Source organism: Alkalihalobacterium sp. TH-98 (assembly GCF_057473385.1).
Window position 1 is genome coordinate 1 of the sequence record NZ_JBYCKM010000059.1, and the last position, 13,821, is coordinate 13,821.

General features: G+C 40.5%; 16 protein-coding genes. 6 read left to right on the forward strand and 10 right to left on the reverse strand.

Translation table 11 applies throughout. The features are described from left to right. The first annotated feature begins 420 nt into the window (after window positions 1–420). Entirely contained in the window at window positions 421–660 is a 240-nt protein-coding gene (locus AC2VNP_RS22150; RefSeq protein WP_275119936.1) for a NifU family protein, read from the forward strand. Between the two features lie 39 nt (window positions 661–699). Here AC2VNP_RS22150 and thrB read toward each other — a convergent pair whose 3' ends face one another. The 6 genes from thrB to yutH all read right to left on the reverse strand — a co-directional run bounded on the left by thrB (window position 700) and on the right by yutH (window position 6,790). Then, window positions 700–1,620 (reverse strand): homoserine kinase, encoded by a 921-nt coding sequence (gene thrB, locus AC2VNP_RS22155; RefSeq protein WP_486919578.1) that lies wholly within the window; start codon window positions 1,618–1,620, stop codon window positions 700–702. Next, window positions 1,617–2,681 (reverse strand): threonine synthase, encoded by a 1,065-nt coding sequence (thrC, locus tag AC2VNP_RS22160; RefSeq protein WP_486919579.1) that lies wholly within the window; start codon window positions 2,679–2,681, stop codon window positions 1,617–1,619. The genes thrB and thrC overlap by 4 nt, the downstream gene beginning before the upstream one ends. 2 nt (window positions 2,682–2,683) lie before the next feature. Beyond that, window positions 2,684–3,976 (reverse strand): homoserine dehydrogenase, encoded by a 1,293-nt coding sequence (locus AC2VNP_RS22165; protein ID WP_486919581.1) that lies wholly within the window; start codon window positions 3,974–3,976, stop codon window positions 2,684–2,686. 541 nt (window positions 3,977–4,517) lie between these two features. Beyond that, complete coding sequence (locus AC2VNP_RS22170) at window positions 4,518–4,739, reverse strand: DUF1450 domain-containing protein (RefSeq protein WP_486919582.1); 222 nt, start codon at window positions 4,737–4,739, stop codon at window positions 4,518–4,520. A 1-nt stretch (window position 4,740) separates the two neighbouring features. Continuing rightward, window positions 4,741–5,721: a 2-hydroxyacid dehydrogenase gene (locus AC2VNP_RS22175; protein ID WP_486919583.1), complete on the reverse strand. Its 981-nt coding sequence runs from the start codon at window positions 5,719–5,721 to the stop codon at window positions 4,741–4,743. A 31-nt stretch (window positions 5,722–5,752) separates the two neighbouring features. Further along, window positions 5,753–6,790, reverse strand: a complete 1,038-nt coding sequence (gene yutH / locus AC2VNP_RS22180; protein ID WP_486919584.1) for a spore coat putative kinase YutH — start codon at window positions 6,788–6,790, stop codon at window positions 5,753–5,755. A 354-nt stretch (window positions 6,791–7,144) separates the two neighbouring features. On the opposite strand from yutH, the gene AC2VNP_RS22185 reads away from it, so the two are divergent. Continuing rightward, the gene (locus AC2VNP_RS22185; RefSeq protein ID WP_275119929.1) at window positions 7,145–7,636 is read left to right on the forward strand and encodes a phosphatidylglycerophosphatase A family protein; all 492 of its coding nucleotides are present in this window, start codon (window positions 7,145–7,147) and stop codon (window positions 7,634–7,636) included. 84 nt (window positions 7,637–7,720) lie between these two features. Here the strand turns inward: AC2VNP_RS22185 and AC2VNP_RS22190 are convergent, their stop codons facing one another. The 3 genes from AC2VNP_RS22190 to AC2VNP_RS22200 form a co-directional block, all read right to left on the reverse strand. After that, a complete protein-coding gene (locus AC2VNP_RS22190; RefSeq protein ID WP_486919586.1) occupies window positions 7,721–8,494 on the reverse strand; it encodes a TIGR01457 family HAD-type hydrolase in 774 nt (257 codons plus the stop codon). A gap of 142 nt (window positions 8,495–8,636) precedes the next feature. After that, window positions 8,637–9,281 (reverse strand): helix-turn-helix transcriptional regulator, encoded by a 645-nt coding sequence (locus tag AC2VNP_RS22195; protein ID WP_486919587.1) that lies wholly within the window; start codon window positions 9,279–9,281, stop codon window positions 8,637–8,639. Window positions 9,282–9,573: 292 nt separating this feature from the next. Further along, a complete protein-coding gene (locus AC2VNP_RS22200) occupies window positions 9,574–10,017 on the reverse strand; it encodes a DUF86 domain-containing protein (RefSeq protein ID WP_486919588.1) in 444 nt (147 codons plus the stop codon). Between the two features lie 204 nt (window positions 10,018–10,221). Between AC2VNP_RS22200 and glpX the strand changes: the two genes are divergently transcribed. The 3 genes from glpX to AC2VNP_RS22215 all read left to right on the forward strand — a co-directional run bounded on the left by glpX (window position 10,222) and on the right by AC2VNP_RS22215 (window position 12,382). Beyond that, window positions 10,222–11,196: a class II fructose-bisphosphatase gene (glpX, locus tag AC2VNP_RS22205; RefSeq protein ID WP_486919590.1), complete on the forward strand. Its 975-nt coding sequence runs from the start codon at window positions 10,222–10,224 to the stop codon at window positions 11,194–11,196. Between the two features lie 13 nt (window positions 11,197–11,209). Next, window positions 11,210–11,476 carry a DUF3055 domain-containing protein gene (locus AC2VNP_RS22210; protein ID WP_486919591.1) on the forward strand — a complete coding sequence of 89 codons (267 nt, stop codon included), beginning with the start codon at window positions 11,210–11,212 and terminating at the stop codon, window positions 11,474–11,476. A 597-nt stretch (window positions 11,477–12,073) separates the two neighbouring features. Continuing rightward, a complete protein-coding gene (locus AC2VNP_RS22215) occupies window positions 12,074–12,382 on the forward strand; it encodes a cytosolic protein (protein ID WP_275119923.1) in 309 nt (102 codons plus the stop codon). 100 nt (window positions 12,383–12,482) lie between these two features. Here AC2VNP_RS22215 and AC2VNP_RS22220 read toward each other — a convergent pair whose 3' ends face one another. Further along, window positions 12,483–12,770 (reverse strand): YutD family protein, encoded by a 288-nt coding sequence (locus AC2VNP_RS22220; protein ID WP_486919593.1) that lies wholly within the window; start codon window positions 12,768–12,770, stop codon window positions 12,483–12,485. Between the two features lie 226 nt (window positions 12,771–12,996). Here AC2VNP_RS22220 and AC2VNP_RS22225 point away from each other — a divergent pair, with 226 nt between their 5' ends. Continuing rightward, a complete protein-coding gene (locus tag AC2VNP_RS22225) occupies window positions 12,997–13,683 on the forward strand; it encodes a YhcN/YlaJ family sporulation lipoprotein (RefSeq protein ID WP_486919594.1) in 687 nt (228 codons plus the stop codon). The last annotated feature ends 138 nt before the right edge of the window (window positions 13,684–13,821 follow it).

The following is a 13,821-nucleotide window of genomic DNA, read 5'->3' on the forward strand; positions in this document are numbered from 1 at the left end:
AATATCTCTCATCGTTTTCTTTTGTCTTTGTTCTTGTGCAAATTTGACGGTTTGTCGTTTAAACTCTTCATTGTACCTTTGCCGTTGTTCACTCATAAGGAACCCCTCCTTGTTATTATCATCATATCCAAAAATGATGTTCGTTAAAGGGGTGTCCACTTTTTATTCTAGTTGCACTGAGTCCGGTTAATTCGTTTGTATCAGAATTCGAACAGTACACCAAACAACCTGAGTACTGCCAATAAAGTTCAGCAGTCAAAACCCCATAGCGTAAAGTTTACTCCACAATTACTAAACATCGAATAGGCAAGCCTACCTATTAACAACGTTGAAAAATTGGAAATTCAGGATTTACAGTGCACAATCATAGATTTTTTAGTGAATGGATATTATAATTGAGGAAAGAAAGGAGTGTTATAAATGGCAAGTGAAGAAATGCGTGCACAAGTTGAAGAAGTATTAGATAAGTTACGTCCATTCCTTCTTCGTGATGGAGGAGACGTTGAGTTTGTAGATATCGATGAAGAAGGTGTAGTTAAAGTTCGTCTTCTAGGAGCTTGCGGTTCTTGCCCAAGTTCAACGATCACATTAAAAGCTGGTATCGAACGCGCTCTATTAGAAGAAGTACCAGGCGTAAAAGAAATCGAACAAGTATTTTAATGTATACAAAAAGATCCCCATTATTGGGGATCTTTTTTATTATCGTTCGGTTACTGCCGAATTCAAAATTTCTACTTTTACTCCCTCGCTCGCTGGTTCCACTCGCTCTACTGAGAAAGCTGGATAGTTCTCTTCTAATGTTTGCTTAAGAGCTTCTCCTTTATTTTTCGCTGTAAAACATATGATCGCAGGTCCTGCTCCGCTTAAAGCAGCACCGTAACCACCCAGCTCATAAATCGAGTTCATAACTTCTTCCAAACCGTCAACAAGTGGCAGACGATACGGATGGTGAAAAAGGTCGCGGGTCATCATTTGTCCGGCTAGTTCCCAATTGCCTTGCATAATCGCGGCTACTAAGACGTTTGCAAGTCCACTGCCACGAATAGCTTCTTTAAATGGTAATTGTTCGGGCAAAATACTTCGCGCTTTTTTTGTAAGCAATTCTTTATCAGGTACGAGCATCACAAGGTCAATTTCAGGTACACCGCAGTAGACGACATCCGTTCGTTCTGTACTGTGGCTTCCGACAATGAGTCCGCCATAAATGGATGGAGCTACATTATCAGGGTGCCCTTCCCAAAGACTTGCGAATCTCACTTTTTCATCGGTCGTTAAGTTTGCCTTTAACAATTGGTTAGCCAGTTCGATTCCGGCAACGATGGCTGCTGCACTACTTCCAAGCCCCCTTGCTAATGGTATATCACTGACCATTTCGACATCACAAGGATAAAGGTCACCGCCAAGTTCGTGAGCAATATGTTCAGCCACTTCGTATATAAGGTTTTCTTTTCCTTCGGGTACTCCCTTAAGCTCTGGAGACTCCGAGTGAAACCGCCACTTTTCGCTCGGTTGTACGGTTAACGTTAGGTATCGGTTAACCGCAATGCCGATTGAATCGAACCCTGGGCCTAAATTAGCTGAGCTTGCGGGAACCGTGATGAGCATTTTTTCTAAGCTCATTGATGCACACCGCCTTTAATATGTTCCATAAAGGCTTCCTCACTATTTGGTAGCACTAATGGTTTTACCTCGACTGTATCCATTGCTGTAGTCGGATCTTTAAGCCCATTTCCTGTTAGCACACAAACTACTTTTGAACCTTTTTTAATTTCACCTGATTGAATTTGCTTCATTAATCCTGCAATGGATGCACAAGAAGCCGGTTCCGCAAAGACACCTTCACGACTTGCAAGCAATTTATAGGCAGCTAAAATTTCTTCATCTGTTACAAAATCGATCTTTCCGTTCGATTCATCCGCTGCTGCTACTGCCTGTTTCCAGCTTGCAGGGTTACCAATGCGGATCGCTGTAGCAATTGTTTCTGGCTCCTCAATCACTTCATTTTTGACAATCGCTGCTGCACCTTCTGCCTCAAACCCTCGCATTTCTGGAAGACCTGTTTGCTTATGCTCATTGTATTCTTTGAACCCTTTCCAATAGGCTGTAATATTTCCGGCATTACCTACAGGGATGGCTAACACATCTGGTGCTTGACCGAGGGCATCACAAATTTCAAAGGCAGCTGTTTTCTGACCCTCGATACGGTAAGGATTAACTGAGTTGACGAGTGTAATTGGCTCTTGTTCACTAATTTTACGGACAATATCTAAAGCATTATCGAAATTCCCTTGAATCTCAAGTACTTCAGCCCCATACATCACCGCTTGAGCTAGCTTTCCAAGCGCGATTTTACCTTCTGGAATAACGACAATGCATCGAAGTCCTGCTCGTGCTCCGTAAGCCGCAGCGGCCGCAGACGTATTTCCTGTAGAAGCACAAATGATCGTTTGACTACCTTCTTCTTTTGCTTTAGCAACTGCCATCACCATTCCACGGTCTTTAAAAGATCCCGTTGGATTTGCTCCCTCTACTTTTACATACACTTCGACGCCCCATTCTTTCGATAAATTTTCTAATGGAATAAGTGGTGTATTTCCTTCGCGTAATGACAGCATCGGTGTATTCTCATTTATCGGTAAAAATTGCTTATACTCTTCTAGTAAACCTTTCCACTGACTCATAATTATTTTCCTCCCTCAACACGGTAACTACTTTCAACAGATTGAACAACATCCAGTTGATTTAGCGCTTGGTAAATGTCTTCGTACGTTTTTTTACTTGTCGTATGCGTAATAATAATAATTTCAGCTAGATCTGCTTCCTTAATTGGTAATTGTAATAATTTCTCAAAACTTACACCGTGTTCTGCAAACAGTGATGTAATCGCCGAAAATGTTCCGGCCTTATCCACAACATGTAAACGCAAAAAGTACTTCGATTGAATTTCTTCGTCTGTCTTTAATTCTTTATGATAAAGTGGAGCAATGACATTTCGTCCTGTTACTCCTAGTCGCATATTTTTCATCACTGTCACAAGGTCAGATACGATCGCTGTTGCTGTCGGTAGGGATCCCGCTCCAGGTCCGTAGAACATCGTCTCGCCTACTGCCTCGCCGTACACGTAAACCGCATTGAACTCATCATTAACCGCTGCTAATGGATGTTCAGTCGGTAATAACGTCGGTTGAACACTCACTTCCACTCTTCCATCACTTCGGTGCGCTAAGCCGATTAATTTCATTGTATAGCCGAGCTGATCACAATAATGAAGGTCTTCTTGTGTAATGATCGTAATCCCGCGTACAACGACATCCTCAAGTTTCACGTTCATTGAGAAGCCTAATGTGGCTAAGATGGCCATCTTCCTTGCTGCATCAAGGCCTTCGACATCTGAAGTAGGATCCGCTTCTGCAAAGCCTAATTCTTGCGCTTCTTTTAGTACGTCTTCATACGAGCTGCCTTGCTTGCTCATTTTTGTTAAAATGAAATTCGTCGTTCCATTGACGATCCCCATCATTTTTGTAATTCGATCAGAAGCTAAACCTTCTGATAAACTGCGAATGATCGGAATCCCCCCTGCTACACTTGCTTCATAATACAAATCACAACCATTTTCTTGAGCAATTTTTAACAACTCTGCACCATGCAGTGCCATTAAATCTTTATTAGCAGTTACGACATGTTTTTTATTTTGTAATGAGCGAACAATATAAGCTTTCGCTTCTTTTACTCCCCCCATGACTTCAATGACTACGTCAATATTAGGGTTATCAATAACCTCTTCAGGGTTCTCGGTCAATTTATTTTCATCGATTTCTACATCTCTCTTTTTATCAAGGGAACGCACAAGTACCTTACCTACCGTCACCGGACACCCTACTTGATGCATCAATTCTTCTTGATGTCCTTCTACAATTTTAATAACCCCAGTGCCGACCGTTCCTATACCAAGCAAACCGATTGAAATTCCGTTCACATTCCCCACTCCTCAACATAGGTTTTATTCTTTGTATGTGTATTCAGAATAAACAAATGTATATCTATAATGGACATTATAATTCTAGCGTCACTTATTTACAAGGGTTTATTTGAATTATTTTTCAATTAAAATAATTCTAACATATTGTAGTAGTTTCGATTATAAAGAATTGATGAACAATATGAACTTAATGGATATGGGAGGCAGTTAAATTACAAATAAGAGGTAGCTTGAAGAGTATAATGAAGAACGGATTCATGAATAGTTAAGTTTTTTCCGGTCTGATCGATTTTATCTAAGGTCATAATAAACATATCAGCATAGATTTCAATTTATCGGCGTAACTCCAGATATATCCGCGCAGTTTCAAATATTTCGGCGTAACTCATGATTTATCGGCGCAAGTTCAAATATTTCGGCGTAACTCATGATTCATCGACGTAACTGTTTGTTTTTCATTCTCCTCCTTCATGCTATATGTAGAGCGAAATTTTTCATACAAAAAGGCAAGGACAGCTTCTAGGGCCGTCCTTACCTCTTATTTCAGCTTTTCGATAATCATTTCATATAGTTGCTCAGGTGTTGATGCTCTTAATCGCTCTCCATTCAGCACACAGTGAAATTCCTCGGAGCACTGATGGCAATTCCCAATACAACTGAACGTTTCAACATTGGCGTTTGGCCGTTTCTCCAGATCTGAAAAGATGGCTTCGCTGCCGTTTAATCGATTAATAAAACAACATTCCATTTGATGAGCCATTCTAAACTCCTAAGTCTTTTAAATTAACCGCTGCAATCGGTCGTTCTCCTTTTAAGGATCGAATAATATTTTGTACCGTCATTTTGACCATCGCATCTCTCGTTTCAACGGTTGCACTTCCAATATGAGGGATCGCGACAACGTTTGGAAGTTGCACTAACGGATGGTTCGCTCGAATCGGTTCTTTGGCAAAAACATCTAGTCCTGCTCCTTTTATAACACCGTTTTTCAGTGCGTCTTCAAGGTCAGACTCGTTAACTAATCCACCTCTTGATGCATTAATAAAAATCGCTGAATCCTTCATTTGCCGAAACGCCTTTGCCTCAAATATTTCCTTCGTTTCTGGTGTGAGCGGTGCCAAACAAACGACGTAATCTGATTGTTTCAGTAACTCTTCAAATGTACAATACTGTGCGCCTATTTCCTGTTCAGCCACTGCTTTTCTTGAGCGGTTGTGATATAAAATATTCATATCGAAACCCTTTGCCCGTCTCGCAACAGCTTCACCGATCCGTCCCATCCCGACAATTCCTATCGTTTTATGATGGACATCCGTTCCGGCAAGTAAATAGGGACTCCACTGGCTCCATTCGTCGTTCTTAACGTAGTTAGTTGCCTCAGGAATTCGGCGTGCAGTTGCAAGTAACAGCGCGAAAGTTAAATCAGCTGTTGTATCTGTAAGTACATCCGGTGTATGACATACAACAATGCCTTTGCTCGTCGCAAGCTCGACATCAATATTGTCATACCCTACGGCCATATTGGCGATTACTTTTAAATTAGGACAGTTTGAGAGTTGTTCGGAACCGATAGGATCGGAGACGAGAGAAAATATCGCGTCAGCTCGTTCTAGCTCTTCTTTTAAAATGTCATTTGGAACGGGGACATCTTCATGCTCCCACATCTTGACTTCAGCCATTTCATATAGCTCGGTAAGTTGTTGATCTGGAATTTTTCTCGTAATAAAAACGTATGGCTTCATGTATCGATTCCTGCCTTTTTTACTGATCTTCTCATATCTGTTGGAGCCAATCAACCCTCGGAACACGTGCGATCATTTCACTATTTCCCATTAACTGATGAAATTCAGACAAAAACGTCTGATTTCGCTGTTCTCGGTCAAGTAAATCAAAAAACTTTTCCCCATAATATAACCGCTCTTCTTTTAATTGAGTCCCGTAGTAATTTTCTAGCGTTTCAAAATACTTTAACGGAAATAATAATCTTGCGTAAATCATTCTCCATGAGTAGGAAGTAAGCGGCTTGACACTTTCATAATCATAAATAAACTTTAATAAATTTGACTCTGAAAATTCTTCTCCATGAAATTCGTGTCTGATCCATTCCGCAACATCCCGACTTGGATGATCGATAATAAAATGAGACGGAAGCTTAATTAGCGATTGAGCGGTGTTCGGTGAAGACAGCCAAGATCGATCCGTAAAACAATTATGGCAAATCACCGGATGTTCATTCCCGCGATAAGGTTCATCGATATCGCTATCGGCAACAAATTGAATGGCGTTCTCAGTAAGCCCCATATAGTAAGGAAAACTCATTAAAAAGGCATCGTCTACTTCAGTTTGCGGCAGTCGCTGCAACATCGTTTGGTACCACTGTTCAAGTTGTGTTAATCTTTTTTCCCAAATTAACTTCCATTGCCCAAAGTAATTTGCCGTCGACTGGGCTGCAGTCTGGATATTACTGCCCTTATAATGAAAAAAGGCAAGCGAGCGCCCCGTACTTTCCTCCCCTTCTGCTCTCCATTCCGCTTCGCTTTTTGGAAGTTTAAATAAAAATCCATCTATCCCGTCTACTAAAGCGACCGCTTGATTTTGGACCGTTCGAATAATGTCAGCTACGCCACGTTCGCCGCTTGTTTTTAGGTGTTCAGTCATAACCATCATATCTTGAACGGATTGGCCTGCTGTGAATTCAATAGGTACAAAAACATAATACTCATGGTTAGCTTCAAATCCTTCAAGATCGCCCAACATAAACCGTTCTTCACAGTACAGCTGATAATGGTCGTAGATATTGCGCTCAAACATGTTTGATTCACTCCTCGTCAGCCTACTTCATAATATAGTCTATGACCCAGGTTTCAAAAAGTGTAACTATAGATTAGGCTCGTTGAAATTATGACAAGTATGTTTTTTGAACAGCAACATACAATAAACACTATACGGGTATTTTATTTGAAGACTGTATGCAGTTGGAACCTACATGTCTTGGATCAAGGTTGCAAACCCTGGTTGTGCTCTTTATCTGGTGTCAGTTTCAAACTATTACACTTCTGTCCCGTCTATGCATTCGAAATGAAATAAAAAACTTGTGGGATTTTAGTGTTTTCAACCAGGAAAGATGGACAACTAGATGCTGATATTATGAATGAGGTGATGTAGATGAAAGAAGAATATAACCTCGAGGAAGTCGCAAGAAAATCGCTAGAAGAACGCGGGGTTACTTTAGACGATATTGCCGATCTTGTTTATTTTTTACAGGTGAAATATCATCCTAATTTAGATATTGATGAGTGCAAGCTCAATGTTGATCGCGTACTTTCTAAACGCGAAGTGCAAAATGCGATTATAACAGGGATACAACTAGACAAATTAGCGGAAAAGAAATTAATCGAGGAACCGCTGTTGAGTATTATTGAAAGTGATGAAGGTCTTTACGGCGTTGATGAAATCATCGCTTTATCCATTGTTAACGTTTATGGTTCGATTGGATTTACGAATTACGGCTACATCGATAAACAAAAGCCGGGCATCCTTGAAAAGTTGAATGACAAAGAATCTAAGGAATGTCATACATTTTTAGATGATATCGTCGGTGCAATCGCTGCTGCGGCATCAAGTCGATTAGCCCACCGCGCCGCAAACTGCGAATAAATCTTTTTGGAATAATTTCGGCACCTACTTTTTACGGTACCTGGCACCTTTAGTGTACTAAAGGTGCCAGGTACCGTGTTGTTTTTATTCTTCTGCAAACACATATTCAGCTAAAGAGTCTACTGAATAGGTTGGCTGATCTTTCATTTTCTTCAAGTCTTCTTTTGAAGTAACTCCTGTATGTACAATCAGTGTATCGATGCCTGCTCGAATACCAGCCATAATGTCTGTATCATAGTTGTCACCGATCATTAATGTCTCTTCTTTACTCGTTCCTAGCCGTTCTAAAGCCTGTTCTATGATAATGGACTCCGGCTTTCCTATGAACGTTGGGGTAACGCCAGTTGAAACAGCGACGACTGACGTAAGCGAACCATTCCCAGGCAGAAGTCCTCTTTCGGTCGGTATCGCTTTATCGCCGTTCGTCGAGATAAATGTCGCCCCATTTCTTACATGTAAGCAAGCCTTCGCAAATTTTTCATACGTAACTTCGCGATCAATTCCCATCACAACGACGTTTGCTTCTTCTTCCGTCAACTCAAACCCTCTAGATTGTAATGCTTGTTCTAAGCCAACTTCACCAATCATGTACACTTTCGGGTCTGTCTCAATTTGGGCAATATAGTTCGCTGTCGCCATACTGGTCGTGAAGACGTGCTCACTTGTACACTGAACACCCATATGTTTTAAGGTTTCAGCCACTTGCTCAGGTGTCTTCGACGAATTATTCGTCACAAACAAGTAAGGGAGCCCAGATTGATGAATTGTATTAATCCAATCCACAGCTTCTTCAATTCGCTCCTTGCCTCGATATACCGTTCCATCTAAGTCAATTAAAAACCCTTTATAATTCTTCATAAAAACCCCTTTTTATTGTTGGGTACCAGGCACCTTTAATCCACTGCTTTACTAAAGGTGCCTGGTACCTTTAGTACTTTAATTCATCACTATTATAGTCATTATGGGTGAAAAAAAGAAGTATAGCTGAAGCTATACTTCTTTATTCGTTGGTTTCAGGTGCTTTAATTTTATAGTAACAATGCGGTGTTTCGTTAATGGCCATACATGTTTCGCATTCAATGTCATTCGTTTCTAGCAACTCTTGAAACAGGGATTGCTCACATGCACACGCTACAGGATATTCTTTAGCAATTTGTGAAATCGGACAATTGTATTCTTTGAAGTGGATGGTGCCGTCATCTGACTTTTCCCATTCCACCATGTATCCATTGTTCGACTGAAAGTCAGCTAATTCTTTGATGCGTTCGTCAAAGCTTTTGCCTTTAAAGCGATCTTCTAGCTCTTCTTTCATCCGCTGCTTTCGTAATTCAAACAATTGATCAACCATCTGTTTACCGCTTAATTTTTCAATATCTTTTAAGAAACCCAATGTGAGCGAAGCATAATTGCGCGGGAATAATTCTTCGCCCTCTTGCGACAATGAATACAGTGTCGTAGGTCTTCCCATTGCTTGCCTTACCATTTTCGTTTCAACGACATTATCTCTTTCTAACGTCCCTAAATGTCTTCTAACAGCCATTTCTGTAATCTCAAGATGATTGGCTAGATTAGCAACCGTTAGACTTTTATGTTTTTTTAGCAATTGTAAAATTTGCTCTCGAGTCGAGGAGGCTGTACTATCCATCCTAACACCACCTTCCTCTATATTGTATTCGATTTATTATATTCTGTAAATTTTTAAATAAAAATGTATAGAATATATAAAAAGAAAAAAAGTCCTGCAATTGCGACTAAAATACGAAGCATAAATCAAAATGAATCAGTTTCTACATTACATTCTCAACGCAGCTTCTTCACCAATACAAATAGAGACGAAAAATCGTGCATTTGTGGCACATTTTCGCCTCTAGGGTATTTATACCGTTTAACTAAACCATCACTAATAAATTAGCTCTCTCTTACCTTAAAAGAACCGCTTATTCTTTTGGAAGAAACGCTGAAACTGGTCCTAACTCTGCTTCAAGATAATGACGTACAGCTCGCGGAAACGCTTTAATCGCTGCCACATTCCCCTCCAAAATGTTGAGGAGTTCACTATGATCAACCGTTACATAAGCTTGTACGAGTGGCTTCCGGAATCGAATAATATGCCTTAACTGCTCAGCCGCGCTTGCATCTACTACTTTCTCGTCTTCAAGAATATCGATAATATCCTCATAGCTCCCAGGGTCTCTCATAATAAACCCGTCAATCATCGCATTTCCTACATCAATAATTGACTCAATTAAATTATGACCAATTCTTTCTAATGCTAACTTTTCTATGTCTGACTCCCATGTTGACTGATTTCGGTATCTACTAAGTAAGACTTCAATATGATTTAACGTATTTTCAATTTTTTCACGGTCTACGAAATACATTTTTGATCACCCGATGTTCTTATTTTTTTTACATAAAAGCTACCAACTTTCTCTACTCATTAGTATAACATAATCATTTCATATCCTAGACCTTGATTTATTTTTTTCAATATTTGTTCCATACTATTTCCTTATTATTGTTGATTTTGTTATGATTAAACATGACTAAACATATAAAGAGCTTTAGAACTGGAGGAGAATACATTGGATCGTGAACTTGCACTAGAGATCGTCCGAGTAACAGAAGCAGCTGCTCTTGCATCCGCACAATGGCTTGGCCGTGGGAAGAAAAATGAAGCAGATGATGCGGCTACCACTGCGATGCGTGCCATGTTTGATTCCGTCAATTGCAAAGGAGAAGTTGTCATTGGTGAAGGGGAACTAGATGAAGCACCAATGCTTTATATAGGTGAAAAAGTTGGTAGTGGCAACGGACCAGAAGTGGATATTGCAGTAGATCCTCTTGAAGGAACAAGTATTGTCGCTAAAGGACATCCTAATGCGATGGCTGTTATCGCTGTTGCAGATAAAGGAACATTACTTCATGCACCCGATATGTATATGGAAAAAATCGCTGTTGGTCCTAAAGCAGCAGGGCTTGTCCGCATTGATGATCCAATTGAAAAAACAATCGATATTATCGCTAAAATGACAAACAAGCGAATTCATGATGTAACCGTCATCATTCAAGAGCGTGAACGACATGCTGAGCTGATTGAAAGAGTTCGTCAAAAAGGTGCTCGTGTAAAATTATTTGGGGACGGGGATGTTGGTGCTTCAATCGCTACAGCATTACCGCATACAGGGATTGATCTGTTTGTCGGAATTGGTGGTGCTCCTGAGGGTGTTATTTCTGCTGCTGCCATTAAAGCGCTAGGTGGCGACATGCAAGCTCGTCTAAAGCCACAGGACGATTTAGAGTTTGAACGCTGTAAACGAATGGGGCTTGAAGATCCTCATCAAATTTTAACGCTCGATGATCTCGTTCGTGGTGACGATGCCATTTTTGCTGCAACTGGTGTCTCTTCTGGGGAATTACTGCAAGGGGTCCGCTTTTTAGGTGGGGATTTAGTTGAAACTGATTCGATTGTGATGCGTGCCAAAACAAAGACCGTTCGATATATCAAAGCGCACCATCATTTAGAATATAAACCGCATTTACAAATGCATAACTCATAGAGGTGATAAAATAATGGGAGAACGTTTTTTCTTATATGATGATGAAGAAACAACCAAAACACGATATGTAAGCTTTATGGGCGAAAATCAACGCTTTGATCTCGCCATCGTTAAAACGACTAGACACTACGGAAAGCAACTTATTTTAGACATGCAATCCAACCGTTTTGCGATTATCGGACAAGACGATTTAGATGAGCCTGGCTACCTAGAGCATGTTTACAAGCTGAATGACGAAGATGCAGAAGAGCTTCGTTCGTTCCTGCAGGAAATGATGTAATAAAAGTGGGGCAAAGCACTGATTAATTGGGTGAAGACCATTTTAACGGACTCACAGGCCCTTATTTATGCTAAAATTAATATCTTTGAACTTTAGCGGACTCACAGGCCCTTATATGATCTAATTATACTTCAAAACAGCTATTTAATAGCAAATAAGGGCTTTTCAGTCAGCTTAGCTACTCAAAAACACGATTTTGCCTTGAATAAGGGCCTCTCAGTCCTCTTAACCTTACTTCAGCTATTAACTAGTTCGGTTGGGACGCTGCTCAGTAAAGTCTTTCTGTAGTTGGTCTTACGAAGGAACCGCAATTGGAGACGACGTAGGGCCCTAAGTCGAAGTTCATCTTCGGCAGCTATTTTTCCCGGACTTTTTGAACATCTGCTTCTAATCAAGTTCAAAAAGGAGGACAAAAAGAGCAAAGAAGTTCGAGGCGACGCAGCTTCGAGTATCGCAGCGTATGGTTTTAATACGTGAGTAACGCAGAAGCAAGGCAACAAAGAAATTCACAGCTATTTTTCCCGGACTTTTTGAACATCTGCTTTAAGGCTAAAAACCACCTCTTAGGGTACTCTAACCATAGGAGGTGGTTTTATTATGGATGAACAACACCCGCAGCGCAAAGATAAAGAACAGGTAACCGAGGCGTCGTACACAGACTTCTCGAATGTCGAGACCCAACGTAACTTTATCTTTCCAGAAACATTGCCTGAAGGTCCATATGGTTCTCCGGTTAATCGTCCATTAGGGAAAAGTACTCCTTGGCGTGAAGGACAGCGTAGTTACAGTGCGTTTAACTATGAATTTAAATCACTTCACCAAAACTTACCACGTCAATTTCCGGGTGCTCACCCCACGCATGATGATCCAGATAAAAACGAAGAACCACCCTATACGAGCAAGTAAACAACGAAACAGTGAGGAACCGTACTCCTCACTGTTTTTATCATTGCAATATTTTATGATCTATTATATTATCCGAACATTTGAAGTTTAGGGTTTCCCCTTAATTTTTCCGCCCTTCTTTCACTCGTTTTAATACAAAATAAGGACAGCCGAAATTGCAGTATTCGTACAAGTATTCGGATAGCGTACTAATTTTATTATCATAATTGGACTTTTTATTGGCGTCTTCAAAAAAACCTCTTAAGCGGAGCTGACTGTACCCCCAGTCGCCTACAATATAATCATATTTATTTAAAACGTCACTATAACGCTCCATGAATTCTTCTTCATTCCAGCCATTGCGTACATCTTCTATAATTTCAAAGCTCAAGCCTTGTACTCGAACCATAAAGATCCCACCTTCTTTAAATCATTCATTTTATTTTACCATAAACTGAGACTTCATAACATCTGCAGAATGATTTCAGCACTGTTTCATTCCAGATTAACCATTATTTTCATTCATTAAAAATGGCAACACTCGCTCAACCTATAAAAGAGATCTTTCAATATTCATTTTTGGACTTTAGTAAAAGTACTTAATCGTACAAATTTTTAGGAGGAGGGTCGTCTTAATGAAAAAGAAAATGATCACTGCTTGTGTACTTTCTTCGATGCTTATTACTGCAGGCTGTCAAACGATGATGGGAAATGAAGCTCCAAACATGCAGCAACAAGCAAGACATACTAAATATAACCCATCTGGTGGTGGTGCCGGCATCCTTCATTCTGAACGAAACGGAGTTCAAAATCCGGAGCATGCACAATTCGGTTTTGTCCGCCATCATAAAGCTCAGGAACAGCGTGAACATCGCGAACCTGATGTGGCTTATATAGACCGTGACCTGCTTGCAGATGCTATCAGTAAAATGGCCGTTTATCTTCCACAGGTCGAAGAATGCGGTACGCTCGTTACGGATAAATACATTCTTGTCGCTTATTCAGCAAATGCCGTTGAAAATAGAGACGATGTTGCCCTGCAAGTAAAAGTAACAGCTCAGTCGATGGCACCAAGGTACTTAGACGTTTTTGTAACGGATAATCCAGAAATGATGGAAGACATTGAACGTTTTGGTAACTTAAGCAGTTTAACACCGCGTATAGACGAACTATTAGAACAGCAAATTCGAGACATGGATCCTATATTCCCTAACCTTGAGCGCTTGCAAGAAGCTGGCGATCCGGATATGCAATATGAAGCACCTTATCCAATCCGACGTGATCAGCAGTTACCAGAAGATGAAGGACAAGAGGAAGCATAATTCGTATTACGCCTAGTTATATCCTTTAAGAGTCTCTCCCTAATCGAGTAGGAGGGGGTGACTAACCCCCGACCTCTCACACCACCGTACGTACGGTTCCGTATACGGCGGTTTCATTTAAGTCCAACGCTTTGTTTG